The sequence below is a fragment of the Salmonella sp. SJTUF15581 genome (assembly GCF_043356775.1).
Taxonomy (GTDB): domain Bacteria; phylum Pseudomonadota; class Gammaproteobacteria; order Enterobacterales; family Enterobacteriaceae; genus Salmonella; species Salmonella enterica.
Genome location: NZ_JBEUJY010000008.1, coordinates 1 through 16,821, shown reverse-complemented (window position 1 = coordinate 16,821; position 16,821 = coordinate 1). Strand labels below are relative to the sequence as shown.

Here is a 16,821-nt window from a genome sequence, read left to right as displayed (position 1 = left end):
AGGTAACACTATGCAAGTAGAAGACTATATGAACGAGACGCCCCTTCGCCTGCTGGAGATGCTGACGCAGACGCGGGAAGATCTCTGGCGCGCGGCGCAGGCGCTAACGGAACGCGGCGTCACCCGCATTATTCTGACAGGCTCCGGCACGTCATACCACGGCGCGTTGACCGCTCGCGCGTTTATGCAGCGCTGGTGCGCATTGCCGGTGGATGTCTGCTGGCCGTTTATGCTTGACGATGAGACGCTTGCCCGCAGCGGCAAGGCGCTGGTTGTCGGCATCTCCCAGGGCGGCGGCAGCCTCTCAACGCTGGCGGCGATGGAGCGCGCCCGCAATGTTGGTCATATCACCGCCTCAATGGCTGGCGTGGCGCCTGCGACTATCGACCGGGCGGCGGATTATATCCTTACCGTTCCCTGCGGCGAAGAAACCGCTGGCGCGAAAACAAAAGGCTATCACTGCACGGTTCTCAATTTGATGCTGCTGGCGCTCGCCGTCGCCGGGCAGCAACAGCGGCTGGACGGCGAACAGCGCCAGTCACTGCTGCTGCGGATGGAGAAGACCTTTAACCACCTGCCCGCGCTGATTACCGCCTCGCAGGCGTGGGCGCAAACCAATGCGCTGGCGCTGCGCGATAGCGCAGATATTCGTCTGACCGGCCCGGCAACGCTGTTCGGTACGGTGCAGGAGGGGGCGCTCAAGATGCTGGAAACGTTGCGCTGCCCAGTGTCGGGCTACGAATTCGAGGAGTTTATTCACGGTATTTACAACGCCTTTAATGCGCAATCCGCACTCATTATGCTCGACCCGCAGCCTGACGCGCGTCAGGATCGGCTGGCGCAAATACTCGGTGAGTGGACGCCGTCTATTTACCGCATCGGCCCGCAGGTAGAAAATAATGGTCTGAATCTGAATTTCCCGTTTGTCAATGATGAGGACTTTGCCGTCTTTGAATATATCATTCCGCTACAAATGCTATGCGCGATATTACCCCCGCAAAAAGGCATTAATCCGGCGATACCCAAAGATCCGCAATTCCATCAAAAAATGAAAAGTAAGCAAGAAATTTAATTTTTATTAATGCTCGTTATTATCCGCGCTGTTGCGGAGGACGCGCTACACGCTAAGGAGATAAATATGTCTGTTGCTCATGAAAATGCCCGCCGTATTATTAGCGATATTTTAGGTAAACAAAACATTGAACGCGTCTGGTTTGTCGGCTGCGGCGGTTCATTAACCGGCTTCTGGCCAGGGAAATACTTTCTGGACTGTGAAGCGTCAAAACTGGCTGTCGGTTATATCACCAGTAATGAATTTGTCCACGCCACGCCAAAAGCATTAGGAAAAAATAGCGTCGTTATTCTCGCCTCGCAGCAGGGCAATACGGCGGAAACCGTCGCAGCCGCCCGCGTGGCGCGTGAAAAAGGAGCGGCGACCATCGGTCTGGTTTACCAACCTGACACGCCGTTGTGCGAATACAGCGACTACATCATTGAATATCAGTGGGCGCGTTATCCGGAAACGGTCGACCCTGCACAACAAAAAGCCGCATACAGCCTGTGGCTGGCGCTGGAAATTCTCGCCCAAACAGAGGGCTATGCGCAATACGATGAGTTAGTCAGCGCGTTTGGGCGCTTTAGCGACGTTGTTCACGGCGCCCAACGGCAGGTACAAGAAGATGCTCAGCGTTTCGCCGCCGAATGGAAGGATGAGAAGGTGGTCTATATGATGGGCAGCGGCCCCTCTTTCGGCGCCGCGCATCAAGAGTCTATCTGTATTCTGCTGGAAATGCAGTGGATCAACTCCGCCAGCATACATAGCGGAGAGTATTTCCACGGACCGTTCGAAATCACCGAGCCGGGCACGCCGTTTATATTGCTGCAAAGCAGTGGTCGTACTCGCCCGCTGGACGATCGTGCGATTCGCTTTATTGAACGCTATCAGGGAAAACTGCAGTTGATCGATGCGGATAAACTCGGCGTTCAGGATCTGCCCACCGACGTTGGCGAATACTTCTGCGGCTTGTTGCACAACTGTGTGCTGGACGTTTATAACCTCGCTCTGGCGGCAGCCCGTAATCACCCACTGACCACCCGCCGGTATATGTGGAAAGTTGAATATTAATAGTTATGCCGGATGGCGGCTTCGCTTTATCCAGCCTACAAAGCGATCTGTAGGCCTGATAAGCGTAGCGCCATCAGGCCTTTCTTCTGCGGGGCGCTAGCGCCCCTTTTTCCCTGAACTACCGCAGCTACCAGTGAAAATCCTCTATCCGTAATTCGAAAATATCGTGGATATAGCCAATTTCCGCTACCGGCAGCGCCACGTTATAAAGAATTTTCAACCGCTGAAACGAATGATTTACCATCGCGATAAATTCACCATGCCGCTCATTAAATTCCGTCATGTTTTTATAGTGGGTAATTTCATTGCGCATGACCAGCCGCTCAATCATACAGCTCAAATGAACATATAAACTAATAATCAAATTATTATTAAAGCTGAAGCCCAGCGTGTTTTGCCATTCGGCAATAATCGTTTCGATATGCCCTATCGTCTTATTGGCATTGAGAATGGTCAGCGAGTTAACCACATTATGCAACGAAAATTCGCGAACCATATTTTTATTAATTAACGCAATCTGTTTATCGTTAAGATAACCGCTTAATAACTGACTTAAATGCGCATACCCCTGCTCGCCAAGCAGCTCTTCAATCCCCACCCAGGGAACGCCCGCCAGCTGCGGGTCAATGGTGCCGACAACCGCAATCACTTCATACTGATTCAGCAACGAGGCCGCCATCCGGCTGTTTTTCAGACGGGTATATTCACAGGCGATAATATTAATATCAAAGTCGGTCAACTGACTTTTTTCCATCAAATTTTTAAATTTAAACGCCGTCCCGATGCCGGTAATACAGGTCACCAGCAGCGCGCGCGCTTTTTTCTGCGCGGGCCAGAAGACATCCCAGCGCGACTGATTTAACGGGACGATCTCTTCGGCGATCTGTTCGATGTTTTTTTGCAGCGCGATCTCGCTGGCCACGTTCAGCGCCAGACGCGTCGTAACGTTATCGACCACCACCAGCGGGCCATGAATTACGCTCAAAAGCGCATCGGCGATCTCTTTGGTGTATCCCATATCGATCAGCACCATGACGCCTGCGCGGGTATCCGTATGCTGGAGATAATCGACAATGGCCCGGCTGACATCGCTAAACGCGACCTCCATCGGCATATCCATCGCATGATAAATCTTTTCGCCAATCAGACGGTTCGCCACGCCTGCAATGCTGCTGGCGGTCGAATAACCATGCGCGATGATAAGCGCTTTTACCTTACCGCCGCTGGTGGCGTCAATGGCATTACTGACTATGGCCGCCACGACCAGTCTGTCGAGCGTGTCGATCAACAAATCATATTTATTATTTACCACGTCCAGCAGTTTTTGCGCCACACGCTGCGCCAGCCCCGGCGCCTCCTCCAGCCAGCGCAGCATCACATGGCGAACCGATGGCGACGCCTCCACCGGCGTTAACGGCAGGCTGGTAAGGTAACGTCCAGTGAGATAAGCGAATTCCGCATTCAGTTCGAGATCGTAATGTGCAGCGATCGCTTTCCCGACATCTTCGATAAAACGCAGCCGCTTGTCCTGACGAGCGCGAGGGCTCTCTTTATTCATTAAGGCATCGAGATATAACGTGAGGTTTTGATAGACCAGCTTGTCAAACGTCCGTGCGGAAATATTCTCCTGCGCCAGCTCTTCGCACAGGCCGCAAATGTTTTCCGTCAACCGTAAATATTCCTGATGCTGACCGGAAACTCGCGGAAAAACGCCACCTTCGCGATAAATCATGACGCGTTCCGCCGTCTGCGGAACGGTAAAGGGCACCTCCATCAGCAGACGATCCGGCAGTTGCCCGGCTTTTACTTCCAGTACCCCATCGTCACGCTGGCCGAAAGTCCAGGCGCTGGCGCAAATATTACGAATGAGATTTTCCAGGCCGCCGACATTCCCTTCCAGGGTCTCCTGCATCAGTTGGCTGATAATTTCACTATCCAGCGACAAATCGTGATGAAGACGCTGCGCCTCGCGACGAAAAAAATGGTGAATAAACGCCAGCCGCTCATATTGTCCGCGTTCGGCGATAGGCAGAATTTTGACAATGACCGGTATCCGGCGAATAAATGTCGCCAGAAAGTGCTTTTCCAGATCTTCGGTAGAGGCGAATATCAGACGTACCGTGGCGCTGCGTTCATCGCTGCTTTCGCCTAAGCGACGCCAGGTGCCGTTATCCATAAAATGGAACAGTTTTTCCTGCCCTTCCGGCGGTAGACGGTGCACTTCATCGATAAACAATACGCCGCCATTACTGGTCTCAATTAACCCGGATACCGCTCTGTCTGCGCCGGTAAAAGCACCTTTAGCATGACCAAATAATTTTGACGTCAGCAATTCCGGGTTATTAGCGTATTCGGCGCAGTTAAACACGGTAAAGGGCGCCTCCGGGGGCAAAATGCCCTGCTCGATGGCATACTGCCAAAGTTGACGCGCCAAAAAACTTTTTCCTGTCCCCGTCGGGCCGCGCAGCAGCAAAGGCAAGCCCGCGCCGGGATAACTGATCGCCGCCTTACACTGACGCAGGGACTCCTGCAAGCTGCCCTGTGCGCCAATGAGCAGCTCCAGACTGTCCTGCCGCTCCGCGCACAGCGCCTGAATGGACGCGTAATCCCCCTGCCGAACCGCCAACCGGTGGTGACGACGTAGCGCCTCGACGGGCAGGAACAGCACCGGGCGGCTATTCACTTTGACCACCCGCTGCTCACGATGCAAGTTATTAAGATGGTGACTAATAATGCTGCGTTTTTGCCTGAGACTGTCGGCAATCGCCATTGCGCTAAACCCGCTTAACGCGTCGGCTGTTAGTGAACATCCGGCCAGCCGTAGCTCCAACTGACGAAATATGGACTCTTTATTCATACCTGCGCCCCGCCAAAAACGTAAACTCCGCTTATACGATAATTTACAAACGACGTCACAGGCTTCACCCACATTTTTGAAAATACTTACTTTTTATAAAACTTACCGTTGCGCTTTCGGCTCATCGTGTCACGAACGAACGGGGTTGGCCCTCCCTGGCGTGTCATCAAAATTGGGCGCTAAACCCAACGTTATAACGGGTTTGATTGCCATCGCTTAACCCTGCCGTTTGCGCCAGCCCGGCGAAAGCGGACACCGTTGCCGACAGCGGAAAATCTGCGCCAATCGCGATATCAACCCAGTTTTTATCCTGCGCTTTTCCGTCGCGGCTAAACGTCAGCGCGGTCGATTTAAGGCCGCCGTTCGCCACATACGTATCATCGCCAAACTGACGGCGATAATTAATCTGCGCCCAGGAGTGAATGATGCTGTGGCGGAGATCCAGACGCCAACCCGCGCTACCCACCTGCGAATGGGCGTTTTGGTCGCCAAAACGCATTGATGTACTGGTATTGAGCTTCTCGCTATAACCATTAACGTGGCTGTAATCCCATGCATATTGCAGCATCGGTCCGGTCGTTAACCACGGCATCATGACAAAATCATAACCACTGGTTAACCTCGCGCCCCACAGCCTACCGTTGGTTTCGCCCTCTTCCACCCGTCTTAGCGCACCGAGCGTGATACTGCGCTGAATGTTACTGAATTTAGCGGACAGGTAGTGTAAATCGCTATCCAGCCACGCCTGACCGGCGCGTAAATGGCTGAATACGGCGGCCTGAAAACCACGGGCGTCATAACGATAATTATCGTCAGGATGTTGCTTATCCAGAGAACCGGCTATCAGCCCTCCCAGCAGTACCTGCTCGTTAAGCTGATAATCGACGCCAACCGTCAGATTATTATGATTACCGTTCCCGTCGGCCTCATTATTATCATAACGTTGATATCCCCCGCTGTATCCACCGAACATGCCCAGTGAACCAACAGGATTTTCCCCCTGGCGAAGCTGCTGATAACGGCTGTCAAGCGTGGTACGACTACCTTGCGCCATCGACTGAACGCTTTGGTTCAGATATGTCGCCTGTACCGGCGCGGCAATGATCGACTGGATATATTGCGCAATAATGGTATGGACCTGCGGACCGGGATGTAAATGATCGGCAAACAGATAGTCCTGCGACGCATTAAATCCAGGCATTGCCGAGGAGCACGCCGAAGCGGATACGCCCGGCGGGCAGGCCATGCCTACGGTATTTGTCAGACCAAACGCCTGCGGGTTGGCAAGAATTTCCTTAAAGAGGCCGTTGATATCGGCACGGGCTATATTGCCGCCGTGTTGCTCCAGCCCCTTCTCTTCCATCTGATTATAATAATCGGTCAGAGCTGACGCCTGCCCTGCCGCCGCTTCATAGCCCGCCAGCAGTTGCTCAACGAGCAGTTGCTGAATAAACGGATTGCTGCTTACCGTTGCAGCCGCCGCCAGCAACGCCTTGCGGATCGCCTGTTGCCGACTGGCGAAATCGGGCGTAGCTCCCTCCGCCAGCGCCTCTAACGCCGCTTTTAGCGCCGGGGGTGCCGCTGCGCCCAGCCCGGCGGTGATTACCGCCTCCAGAAGCATTGGCGTCGCACTAATATCCGGTACGTTTGGCACCACGACCAGCCCGGCGCCGGCATCCAGTAACAGCCCTACCTGCGCCGCCGCGCTAGTGGCGCTATTACCGGCTATTTGCTGTGCCATGGTTGGTTGCGCGATGGCCGCCGCCAGATCGTTTCCGCCGACCCAGTGAATATACAAACCGTTGTGGTCGGCTTTTCCCCCCGTTTTGGCAAGCCACTGCCGTACCTGATCCGCGGTATTATCCTGCGGGTTTAATTCCGGGGTCGCCGTCGCGCCGCCGGCGGCATAATTAGAGCCGCCATTGCTGGAAGGGCTTAATTCCAGCCCATATCGTTCGGCCAACTGTTCGTCGTAGAGCTTATTTTGACCACTATCCCAGGTCCAGCGACCGTTATTCCCGGTATCGCTAAGGCTATCGCCAATTACCGTAAGAGAATCAAACGCACAGGCAGATAATGGCGCGGCCAGCGCCAGCGAGAGTATGCCGTATTTTAGCAGGGTACGCTTTTGGGTCATCCGATGTTCCTTAATGTTATTGTTGATAGGTACGACGGTGCTAATCATTATCCGACAGAGATATTGCAATCGTTTTAAACATCTGGTTAAAAAGTTTTCATTCATTGTTGACGTACTGGCGCCTGTTCAAAAAGAGGGAACCGCGTAAAATAACGACGTTTATAGGGCGCTGGATAAAATATAGCGTATGGATAACCCCAGAGGCGCTTTTACCCGTCTGTTGCTGATTATGCCGGAAGCGCAGGCGTCCTGATTTGCATAAATGCCATTCAGCAGTCATCATAGGCTGCTGTTTATAAAGGAGAGATTATGCAGGAATTGATATCCCAGGTAGAAGATTTAGCGGGAATTGAAATGAATCACACCACGTCGCTGGTGGTGATATTTGGTATTATTTTTCTGACAGCAGTTGTCGTGCATATTATTTTGCACTGGATAGTACTGCGCGCTTTCGAAAAACGTGCCAACGCCAGTTCCCGCCTGTGGCTGCAAATTATTACCCAGAATAAATTATTCCATCGTCTGGCTTTTACGCTGCAAGGCATCATTGTCAATATTCAGGCCGCGCTCTGGCTACAAAAAGGCAGTGAGGCTGCGGATATCCTGACGACCTGCGCGCAGTTATGGATTATGACCTACGCCCTGCTGTCGTTATTTTCTCTGCTGGACGTGATTTTCAATCTATCGCAAAAATGGCCCGCCGCCTCTCAGTTACCGCTAAAAGGAATATTTCAGGGTATTAAGCTCATCGGCGCAATTATCGTCGGCATTCTGATGATCTCACTGCTGATTGGCCAGTCACCAGCAATTTTAATCAGCGGGCTGGGCGCGATGGCCGCGGTATTAATGCTGGTCTTTAAAGACCCGATTCTTGGCCTGGTTGCCGGTATCCAGCTTTCCGCCAACGATATGCTCAAACTGGGCGACTGGCTGGAGATGCCAAAATATGGCGCAGATGGCGCGGTCATTGATATTGGCTTAACCACGGTAAAAGTACGCAACTGGGATAATACCATCACCACCATTCCCACCTGGTCACTGGTTTCCGACTCGTTCAAAAACTGGAGCGGCATGTCTGCGTCCGGCGGACGCCGGATTAAACGCAGTATTAATATTGACGCGACCAGTATCCATTTTCTGGATGATGATGAAAAACAGCGGCTGTTAACCGCGCAACTGTTAAAGCCGTACCTTACCAGCCGTCATCAGGAAATCGATGAATGGAATAAACAACTGGATGCGCCGGAATCAGCCTTAAATCACCGCCGAATGACCAATATCGGGACATTTCGCGCCTATCTGAACGAATATTTACGCCACCATCCGCGCATCCGTAAAGATATGACGCTGATGGTACGCCAACTGGCGCCTGACGATCATGGTTTGCCGATAGAGATCTACGCCTTTACCAATACCGTCGTGTGGCTGGAATATGAGAGCATCCAGGCCGATATTTTCGACCATATTTTTGCCGTGGTGGAAGAGTTTGGCTTGCGTATTCATCAGACGCCGACCGGCAGCGATATTCGCGCGCTGTCAGGGACATTGCGGCATTAATGGATTGCCCGATCGCATGAGCATGGGATCGGGCAAAAAAGTTAATGAGCCTTACGGCGCAAAACGGTAAACGCGATAAACAGGAATACAATCCATACCGGCAGCAAAATCGCCGACAATCGCATATCGTCCATCGTACACATTAACACCAGAATCAGCGCCAGAAACGCAATGCACAAATAGTTTCCGGCGGGATAGAACAGCGCCTTAAATTGCGTCTCGCGCCCTTTACGACGCATCGCCGCGCGAAAACGTAAATGCGCGAGACAAATCATTATCCAGTTTAGCAATAGCGTCGCGACAACCAGCGCCATCAACAGGCTAAACGCTTTTTGCGGCAACAGATAGTTGATCAGCACCACCAGCGAGGTAATCGCTCCGGAAAGTATCAGCGAGTTCACCGGCACGCCGCGATGGCTGACGCGGGTTAAAAATTTCGGCGCATTGCCTTGTACGGACAGGCCGAACAGCATTCGGCTATTCGAATAAACGCCGCTGTTATACACCGAAAGCGACGCGACCAGAATAACGAAATTCAGCGCCGAAGCCACCACATTACTGTCCAGGTTATGGAAGATCATCACAAAAGGGCTGCTATTGGATTTCACCTCTACCCACGGATAGAGCGCCAGCAACACCACCAGCGAACCGATGTAGAACAGCAAAATACGGTATACCACCTGATTCACCGCTTTCGGGATGCTTTTTTGCGGATCGCGCGCTTCCGCCGCAGTAATGCCGATCAGCTCCAGTCCGCCAAAAGAAAACATAATCACCGCCAGCGACAGAAGCAAACCATGCCAACCGGTAGCGAAGAAACCGTTATAACGCCAGAGGTTATCAATGCTGGCATGTTCGCCGCCGTGGCCGGAGAACAGCAGCCACAGACCAAAACCTATCATGCCAATAATCGCCAGCACTTTAATCAGCGCGAACCAGAATTCCGTTTCGCCATACAGACGAACGTTCACCAGATTTACGGCATTAATGATAATAAAAAACGCCGCCGCCCATACCCATGTTGGTACATCAGGCAGCCAGTACTGCATATAGATGCCCGCCGCGGTCAGCTCCGCCATCCCGACCAGCACAAACATGACCCAATAGTTCCAGCCCGACAAAAAACCCGCAAACGGCCCCCAATATTTCCAGGCGAAGTGGGCAAACGAGCCGGAAACTGGCTCTTCCACGACCATTTCGCCCAACTGGCGCATAATGAGAAAAGCGATAATCCCGGCAACGCCATAGCCCAACAAAACAGCTGGCCCCGCCATTTGAATCGCCGGGCCGATGCCCAGAAACAGTCCGGTGCCAATGGCGCCGCCCAGCGCAATTAGCTGAATATGGCGGTTTTGCAACCCCCGTTGAAGCGTCGGTTCATTCTTCGACGCGGCATCCGACACGCTGGCGCCGGATGCAGTTGACGCGTTTTTCACGTCCTACCCCTGTATCGTTTTTATTGAGGGGCACCTTTTAACATTTCGCTCTCGCTGCCGCAAGGCGCAATCGTTTGTCAAGGCTCAACTCCGGACGTTAACGTTATCGTGTAAAAAAAGATGTCGCGGGGAGTAAAAAGAAAAGAGTACGCGCCGATATAGAACGTTACGGGTGACAGACGCCGAGTATAAAATATGTGAATAACTCTGGACGAAAAGTACGACACCCTACAGAATACATTTAGTATTTTTTCAGTATTTTCAAAAAGGTGAATCAGACCTGGTATCTGTTATCCGTTTTTGAGCCACGCCAGGCATCAACGTCATGAATAAGATCATCAAACGTTTAGAGATCATCAAAAGCGCCATCGAACTTGAGGACGAAGAGATTATCCGTCAGCAGCTCATCTACCTGAAAAATGAGCCGCAGGATGCCGTAATCAGCGCGATTGCCCAGGCGATTGAAGCTCGTCGATTCAGTGACGCCATGCAAGAGATCGCCGCCTGGCTACAGACTCAACGGGCGCTCTCGACGTGGCAAGATCCCTCTATTGCCGCCAGTAAACTGGAGCTGAAAGCGCTTGAAGCCCAACTTCGCGATCTGATTGACAAACGAAATGCGCGGGTACAAATCCTCGACGATTTCAACGACCTCTATCATCTGCGCCTCGGGCCGTTGATGAGCCGTATTCTGGAGTTGCGTAAACAGCTCGCGGTGAGTATGCAGCGTAAGCAAGAAGCCGAAATAAAACGCCGGGAAAAGGATTATCAATCCTGCCTGCAATTTATTTCCCAGGCCGTGGATCAACTGGCAACGCTAAAACAGCAGTGGACAGGATTGAATGCCGCCTCGCGCGAAGCGGTGGGAATCCGTCAGCGAATCCAGCAGCAGACGGAATTAATTACCGCGTTGCTGGCGGAAATTCGCGAGCTGGAAGCGGATTTTTCCCATCAGGACGACAGCGCATTCCGCCAGGCGCAGGAAAATGCGGAACAGGACTATCACCAGTACCGGGAGCAGCAGCAGGAAGCGCAATTCCGCTACGCCCGCGATCAACGTTTGTCGGCTGACGAACGCAGTGAATTAAAACGTTTGTGGCGTCAGGCCAGCCGCCTGTGTCACCCGGATGTGGTCGCCGATGAATTGAAAGAAAAAGCGCACCAGATGATGGTACAGCTTAATCAGGCGCGGCAGAATGCCGATCTGGCGGCAATTCGCGCGTTATTGACGCAGCTGCAAAGCGGTCTGGAACCGATGATGGCAAGCGACAGGCTAAATAATCTGGAACATCTGCGCCATAAAATACGCCAGCTCCGCACGCAAATCGACGCGCTGTTGAAAGAGATAACGCAACTGGAAACGGAAAACGCCTGGCGGCTCGCCTCTTCCGTTGCGGATAAGGAAGCCTATTTCTCCGAGCAGGAACGGGCGCTAACCGAAATTCGCAATACGCTGGAGGCGCAGGTTCAACAGGTGGAACAGGAACTTCTGTCAGGGTAGTTCATCATTCATCAACACATTGTCGGATGGCGCAAGCGCCATCCGACGAATCGCGGCATAAAGAGGGTAAGAGGGTAAGAGGGTAAGAGGGTCGCTACTGTCGCTGTAAAAGTAACGAACGGGCGGAGTCCGCCATGATCATCACCGCACCTGCCAGCATTAACGTATCTTTTAATACCAGCCGTCCGGCGCCCGATAAATACGGAAAACCATAATGCGCATCGCCCAGCGGCATAACCCAGGCCTCCGGCGTGGTGATTAAAAACGACAGCGTGACAAATGGCGTCAGGAATGCCAGCACGCCGCCTGCCAGCCCTAACCAGCGGCTGACAGGGTTAGCCAGTACCAGCGCCGCGATAATCAATTCCACCACGCCCAGACCATCCGAAAACGCATACGTATTATTGGCCGTTTGCCAGGCGCGTTCCTCCGGTTTTAGTTCGCCCTCATGAGTCAGATGCTGACGATATTCTTCCGGATGTTCATAGAAAAAAGACATAAACGGGCTGTTCGCTACAAACGGGGTAATACTGTCTGCCTCATAGGGCACAAATTTTAGTAGTCCAATCCAGATAAAAACGATGGCGATACTCAGGCGAATTAATGTTAATCCCAGCCGATCCCCCTGACTTAACAGACGAAGATATTTATCCATCTCAGGCTCTCCTTATTTATATAATATCGCAGTGGCGTAACCCGTATTATCAATACGCATGGACGTAATTTTCCATGACGACGCCTGTTTACTTTGCGCCAGTCTGGCAATAGCGTCTTCAAGCATTGACGGCGTTGCTGACACCGCAGAAACGCTGATATATTCAACGTCAGTTAGCGGCTGGGCGGAGGCGGAAAACGCCAGCGGCGCAGCCAATAATGAAGCAATAAGCGTGGTAATTTTTAACATCGAGATTTCCAGTCGTGGGTTATTTCAATGGTGTTATAATACGTTATGCCTGACTAAAGCCTTTTCTTTCAGACGCCAGCATATTTGTCCTGGCGTATTTTTATAGCCTGACAGGCAAAAAAAAGCCCTGATTAACAGGGCTACGTTATTTATGTTTTACTTAATGAGAGAGAAGAGATCGTTTAAAGACTCACTCATTGTAGGATGGGTAAATATCTGGTCGCGTAACACCGTATAAGGTAAATCTGCATCCATAACGGTTTTAACGATATTAATCATTTCATGAGAATCGACGCATAACAATGACACCCCTACAATACGCTGCGTATTCACGTCCACTACCGCTTTTAGTACGCCACGAGTATCGTTCATAACACGGGCGCGAGGGATCGCCGCCACCGGTAATGTCACCACCTGCACCGTTGCGCCGCTTGCCCGCGCTTGTTCTTCCGTCAGCCCGACACGAGAGAGCGGCGGCGTCATAAAGACGGAATACGGAACATTCTGGCGATCGCGGGTACTGCGTTTGCCATCTCCCAATAACCCGTCGCGTACAATACGAAAATCATCCAGTGAAATATAGGTAAACTGCAACCCACCGGTAACGTCGCCCATCGCCCAGATATTGTCCGCCGTGGTACGCAGGTAATCATCCACGATGATCCCGCCGCGTTCGTTCACCGCCACGCCGGCGTTCTGCAACTGTAAACCAGCCGTCGCCGGTTTTCGCCCCGACGCCACCAGCAGGGCATCCACAAGATGCGCGCCTTCCGGCGTTTCTACTTGTACCGCGCCCTCCTTTGAGGATACGGCCTGTACGTTGGCGTTTAAAATCAGCTCGACGCCCTTTTCCTGTAAAATGCGGGTAATTGCCTGCGCGATATCCCGATCTTCACGAGGCAGGAATTGCAGCGATGCTTCAAAGATAGTGACCTTCGTACCGAAGTTGGCGAACATTGAGGCAAATTCAAGGCCAATATAACCGCCGCCTAAAATCCCCAGCCGCGCCGGACGCTGGCTCAGGCTGAGTAGCCCGGTGCTATCGAACACCCCTGCCGTCGTTGTTAAGCCCGTAATAGCCGGGATCACCGACTCTGCGCCAGTATTAATGAAGATCTTTTCTCCCCGTAACACCCGCTCGCCGTCCGCCTGAAATACCCGTAAGGTATGGTTATCAATAAACTCCGCCCTTCCCTCAATCACATCGACATTGTCCAGGTCGGCAAGATTATGAAAATTTTTGTCGCGTAAAAAATTTACAACCGCCGCTTTGCGTTGCATGGCGACAGAAAAATCGCCCTCACGTTCCGCGTCATGCACCAGCGTTTTCGTTGGAATACAGCCAATGTTGATGCAGGTTCCGCCGAACATACTGGCGGACTGTTCGATAATCGCCACGCGCCATCCCGTCTTCGCCAGAGTTGCCGCCAACGTTTTTCCTGCCTTGCCAAAACCAATAATGAGCGCCTGATACTGTGTCATCTTCTTTCTCCGCCAAATCACCATCTGTTTGTCAGGACAAGTATAAATAACGTCAAAAAAAACAGGGTTATCCGCAACGCGTCATTTTTTGTCTTATCGTCTAAATTGGCGGTTAGCAAAAACAAGAGTAGAAATGACATTGAGTCCGAAATATAGTGATCAGAGACAGAAATGGTTATCCCTATTTTTGAAAAAGAATCTGTTTTGGAGTCTATATGGATGCGCTTAGTCGGCTATTGACGCTTAACGCCCCTCAGGGCTCAATCGACAAGAATTGCCCGTTAGGCGGCGACTGGCAGTTGCCGCACGCCGCTGGCGAGCTATCGGTGATTCGCTGGCATACCGTTACGCAGGGCGAAGCGCAACTGGAAATGCCTACCGGCGACGCCATGACGCTTACGCCGGGAAAGGTGGTGATTCTGCCGCAAAACTCCGCCCACCGTTTGCGCCAGTCTGGCGAAGCACCGACACATATCGTGTGCGGTAGTCTACGTCTGCACACGACGTCACGTTATTTCCTTACCGCGTTGCCGGAAGTGTTATGTCTTGCCCCGCCGCCGCATAGCCCCGCCAGTATCTGGCTTAACGCCGCCATTTTGCTGTTACAGCAGGAGTCAGAACGCCATTTACCTGGCGCTGATGTCTTATACAGTCAGCAGTGCGCCACGCTGTTTACCCTCGCCGTTCGCGACTGGCTATCGCAGGCTGGCACAGCGAAAAGCGTGCTCAATTTATTGCTGCATCCCCGGCTGGGCCGCGTGATCCTTCACATGCTGGAAACACCGGCGCATCCCTGGACGGTCGAAACGCTGGCGCAACGGGTACACATGTCGCGGGCGAGCTTCGCCCAGCTATTTCGCGACGTGTCCGCTACAACGCCCTTAGCCGTGTTAACAACGCTGCGCCTGCAAATCGCCGCCCAGACCCTGTCGCGTGAAGCGCTGCCGGTGATGGTGATTGCCGAGTCGGTAGGTTATGCGAGCGAATCTTCTTTTCACAAAGCTTTTGTCCGTGAATTCGGTTGTACACCAGGCGAGTACCGCAAACGGGTCAGCGCGCTCGGACGATAAACGTAGGCTGAACCCGCCTACAGTTTGACGCCGCAGGCGGGCGACACACGTTATGCCGCAAGGCGACGATGCCTGCGCAGCCACATCAGCTTGTAGGCTACCGGAATGATAAACAGCGACAGCAACGGCGCGGTAATACGGCTCATCACCTCAGAACCCGCGCCGGTCCCTCATAAAACAGGTAGCAGACCGGCGATAATCACCGCTACCGTCATGGCTTTTGGCCGCACCCGGAGCACCGCCCCGTGGTAGAGCGCCTCATTGAGTGTTTCTGCCGAAAAGGTGTTGGGAGCTTGCGCTTTGAAGGCCGCGCCTGCTGAATCACCGGCGATCCCATCATGCTGCGCAGAGCGATCAGTAATTTACTCTCTAATGCGATGCGCTATACGCCGCCAGGTAAAACCATTACTCTTCGGATAAAAGAAGCGGACGACCAGATACATATTATTGTTGAAAACCCCGGTACGCCAATCGCGCCGGAACATTTGCCGCGCCTTTTCGATCGTTTTTATCGCGTTGATCCCTCCCGCCAGCGTAAAGGGGAAGGCAGCGGTATAGGCCTGGCAATTGTAAAATCCATCGTCATTGCGCATCAGGGAAAAGTTTCTGTCACCTCCGATACGCGCGCTCCTCGTTTTATTTTGACATTACCCAAACACCTCCGTTGAACTGTAGCGATAGTGAAAGGCGCTATCACTAGCCAGCAAAATACTCTGACATCATCGCCATTATCCCGTCACGCGCCAGCCCCAACAACTGTTTTATTATTTCTCTTATTAACCCACACCGGAGAAATAAGATAAATAAGTTTACATCCCTTTTAGCTGTCGTTTTTTTATTTCAGCTGGCGTAAAAGCCGCAGAGAAAATGGAATCTCGCCAATTATCCGCCACGGCGCATGAGATGATGAATAACGGTGACGCCTTCGCGCACCAGCAAATGGCTCAGACACAGAAACCCAGCGCCCTGACTACAGTGGAAAATGCGACACCCTTTTCTGAAATGGACGACCATGAAAAAGCAATGGTCATCCATCAATCGATGAATAATGCCCATTCTTTCTCCCACGAGATCTAGGCTGAGGAGTACCATAAACAGATTAAACGCAATTAGTTATTTGCATATTAGCGTCACGTACAGCGGATGGCGCAACGTCGCCGCCGCAGAAGCTTACGGATTAACATAATTTTGAGAGGTTAAATGGCGCGCCCTGCAGGATTCGAACCTGCGACCCACGGCTTAGATGTTTCTGGAACTACTTGAGCTAACAACAAGTTATCCCATTACTACGGCACTCACACTCGCCCCATCTTCGAAAAACATGCAAAGCCTTGCAAGCCGATGCAAAGCTTTGTGTGTCCCGTTTTTGTCCCAACCCACTCAGCAATCAGTAGCCCCAATCGATCGGTAACAACGATCAATTAATAAGATAACAATAAGTTTAAACTATTAAATATCATATTATTGATCGTTTATATCGATCAAAGCAATTTGTAGTGCTACACTCCAGACCTTTCCGAATCCGCTGATTTTCATAATGTTGAAGTTATTCGCTAAGTACACATCGATCGGTGTTCTTAACACGCTTATTCATTGGGGCGTATTTGCTTTTTGTGTGTATGGGATGCATACGCATCAGGCGTTGGCGAACTTTTCCGGTTTTGTTATCGCCGTATCGTTCAGCTTCTATGCCAATGCGCGCTTCACCTTTAACGCCAGCACCACCACGCTTCGCTACATGATGTACGTGGG

The 16,821-nt window shown here is 52.1% G+C and carries 13 protein-coding genes and 2 pseudogenes; 8 read left to right on the top strand and 7 right to left on the bottom strand.

Annotated features, from left to right (window positions below; genetic code table 11):
• The first annotated feature begins 28 nt into the window (after window positions 1-28).
• On the top strand, window positions 29-1,072 hold the full coding sequence (locus ABVN36_RS14775) for an SIS domain-containing protein (protein WP_077908589.1): 1,044 nt from the start codon (window positions 29-31) through the stop codon (window positions 1,070-1,072).
• Window positions 1,073-1,138: 66 nt separating this feature from the next.
• Window positions 1,139-2,125, top strand: a complete 987-nt coding sequence (locus ABVN36_RS14770; protein WP_023137890.1) for an SIS domain-containing protein — start codon at window positions 1,139-1,141, stop codon at window positions 2,123-2,125.
• 127 nt (window positions 2,126-2,252) lie between these two features.
• Here the strand turns inward: ABVN36_RS14770 and ABVN36_RS14765 are convergent, their stop codons facing one another.
• Window positions 2,253-4,982: a sigma 54-interacting transcriptional regulator gene (locus ABVN36_RS14765; RefSeq protein ID WP_020898512.1), complete on the bottom strand. Its 2,730-nt coding sequence runs from the start codon at window positions 4,980-4,982 to the stop codon at window positions 2,253-2,255.
• A 166-nt stretch (window positions 4,983-5,148) separates the two neighbouring features.
• Window positions 5,149-7,119 (bottom strand): autotransporter domain-containing esterase, encoded by a 1,971-nt coding sequence (locus ABVN36_RS14760; protein ID WP_023137891.1) that lies wholly within the window; start codon window positions 7,117-7,119, stop codon window positions 5,149-5,151.
• 309 nt (window positions 7,120-7,428) lie between these two features.
• Here ABVN36_RS14760 and ABVN36_RS14755 point away from each other — a divergent pair, with 309 nt between their 5' ends.
• A complete protein-coding gene (locus tag ABVN36_RS14755; RefSeq protein ID WP_001156965.1) occupies window positions 7,429-8,676 on the top strand; it encodes a mechanosensitive ion channel family protein in 1,248 nt (415 codons plus the stop codon).
• A gap of 41 nt (window positions 8,677-8,717) precedes the next feature.
• On the opposite strand, the gene pheP is transcribed toward ABVN36_RS14755, so the two are convergent.
• Window positions 8,718-10,112, bottom strand: coding sequence for a phenylalanine transporter (pheP, locus tag ABVN36_RS14750; protein ID WP_000786288.1), 1,395 nt, complete (start codon window positions 10,110-10,112; stop codon window positions 8,718-8,720).
• A 325-nt stretch (window positions 10,113-10,437) separates the two neighbouring features.
• Between pheP and ABVN36_RS14745 the strand changes: the two genes are divergently transcribed.
• Window positions 10,438-11,613: a DnaJ family molecular chaperone gene (locus ABVN36_RS14745; RefSeq protein WP_001033461.1), complete on the top strand. Its 1,176-nt coding sequence runs from the start codon at window positions 10,438-10,440 to the stop codon at window positions 11,611-11,613.
• A 94-nt stretch (window positions 11,614-11,707) separates the two neighbouring features.
• On the opposite strand, the gene rclC is transcribed toward ABVN36_RS14745, so the two are convergent.
• The 3 genes from rclC to rclA all read right to left on the bottom strand — a co-directional run bounded on the left by rclC (window position 11,708) and on the right by rclA (window position 13,999).
• The gene (rclC, locus tag ABVN36_RS14740; protein ID WP_000362177.1) at window positions 11,708-12,268 is read right to left on the bottom strand and encodes a reactive chlorine resistance membrane protein RclC; all 561 of its coding nucleotides are present in this window, start codon (window positions 12,266-12,268) and stop codon (window positions 11,708-11,710) included.
• Window positions 12,269-12,280: 12 nt separating this feature from the next.
• Complete coding sequence (rclB, locus tag ABVN36_RS14735; protein ID WP_000913122.1) at window positions 12,281-12,517, bottom strand: reactive chlorine resistance periplasmic protein RclB; 237 nt, start codon at window positions 12,515-12,517, stop codon at window positions 12,281-12,283.
• 156 nt (window positions 12,518-12,673) lie between these two features.
• Window positions 12,674-13,999 carry a reactive chlorine resistance oxidoreductase RclA gene (gene rclA / locus ABVN36_RS14730; RefSeq protein WP_023137892.1) on the bottom strand — a complete coding sequence of 442 codons (1,326 nt, stop codon included), beginning with the start codon at window positions 13,997-13,999 and terminating at the stop codon, window positions 12,674-12,676.
• Between the two features lie 215 nt (window positions 14,000-14,214).
• Here rclA and rclR point away from each other — a divergent pair, with 215 nt between their 5' ends.
• Window positions 14,215-15,069 carry a reactive chlorine-specific transcriptional regulator RclR gene (rclR, locus tag ABVN36_RS14725; protein ID WP_000339625.1) on the top strand — a complete coding sequence of 285 codons (855 nt, stop codon included), beginning with the start codon at window positions 14,215-14,217 and terminating at the stop codon, window positions 15,067-15,069.
• A gap of 50 nt (window positions 15,070-15,119) precedes the next feature.
• Here the strand turns inward: rclR and ABVN36_RS14720 are convergent.
• A pseudogene (locus tag ABVN36_RS14720) lies at window positions 15,120-15,359 on the bottom strand (efflux RND transporter permease subunit); the annotation flags it as partial.
• A gap of 3 nt (window positions 15,360-15,362) precedes the next feature.
• Here ABVN36_RS14720 and ABVN36_RS14715 point away from each other — a divergent pair.
• The 3 genes and pseudogenes from ABVN36_RS14715 to ABVN36_RS14705 form a co-directional block, all read left to right on the top strand.
• Window positions 15,363-15,737: pseudogene (locus ABVN36_RS14715) on the top strand (ATP-binding protein); the annotation flags it as partial.
• Between the two features lie 199 nt (window positions 15,738-15,936).
• A complete protein-coding gene (locus ABVN36_RS14710; RefSeq protein ID WP_033903559.1) occupies window positions 15,937-16,146 on the top strand; it encodes a hypothetical protein in 210 nt (69 codons plus the stop codon).
• A gap of 460 nt (window positions 16,147-16,606) precedes the next feature.
• Window positions 16,607-16,821 (top strand): GtrA family protein (locus ABVN36_RS14705; RefSeq protein WP_139780424.1); only part of this gene is annotated, 215 nt, incomplete at its 3' end.

Bases quoted from the DNA above. Each gene is read 5' to 3' on its own strand.
- ABVN36_RS14770 (WP_023137890.1), top strand. From the start codon at position 1,139: ATGTCTGTTGCTCATGAAAATGCCCGCCGTATTATTAGCGATATTTTA.
- ABVN36_RS14755 (WP_001156965.1), top strand. From the start codon at position 7,429: ATGCAGGAATTGATATCCCAGGTAGAAGATTTAGCGGGAATTGAAATG.
- rclC (WP_000362177.1), bottom strand. From the start codon at position 12,268: ATGGATAAATATCTTCGTCTGTTAAGTCAGGGGGATCGGCTGGGATTA.
- ABVN36_RS14745 (WP_001033461.1), top strand. From the start codon at position 10,438: ATGAATAAGATCATCAAACGTTTAGAGATCATCAAAAGCGCCATCGAA.
- rclB (WP_000913122.1), bottom strand. From the start codon at position 12,517: ATGTTAAAAATTACCACGCTTATTGCTTCATTATTGGCTGCGCCGCTG.
- rclA (WP_023137892.1), bottom strand. From the start codon at position 13,999: ATGACACAGTATCAGGCGCTCATTATTGGTTTTGGCAAGGCAGGAAAA.
- rclR (WP_000339625.1), top strand. From the start codon at position 14,215: ATGGATGCGCTTAGTCGGCTATTGACGCTTAACGCCCCTCAGGGCTCA.
- ABVN36_RS14760 (WP_023137891.1), bottom strand. From the start codon at position 7,119: ATGACCCAAAAGCGTACCCTGCTAAAATACGGCATACTCTCGCTGGCG.
- ABVN36_RS14710 (WP_033903559.1), top strand. From the start codon at position 15,937: ATGGAATCTCGCCAATTATCCGCCACGGCGCATGAGATGATGAATAAC.
- ABVN36_RS14775 (WP_077908589.1), top strand. From the start codon at position 29: ATGAACGAGACGCCCCTTCGCCTGCTGGAGATGCTGACGCAGACGCGG.
- ABVN36_RS14765 (WP_020898512.1), bottom strand. From the start codon at position 4,982: ATGAATAAAGAGTCCATATTTCGTCAGTTGGAGCTACGGCTGGCCGGA.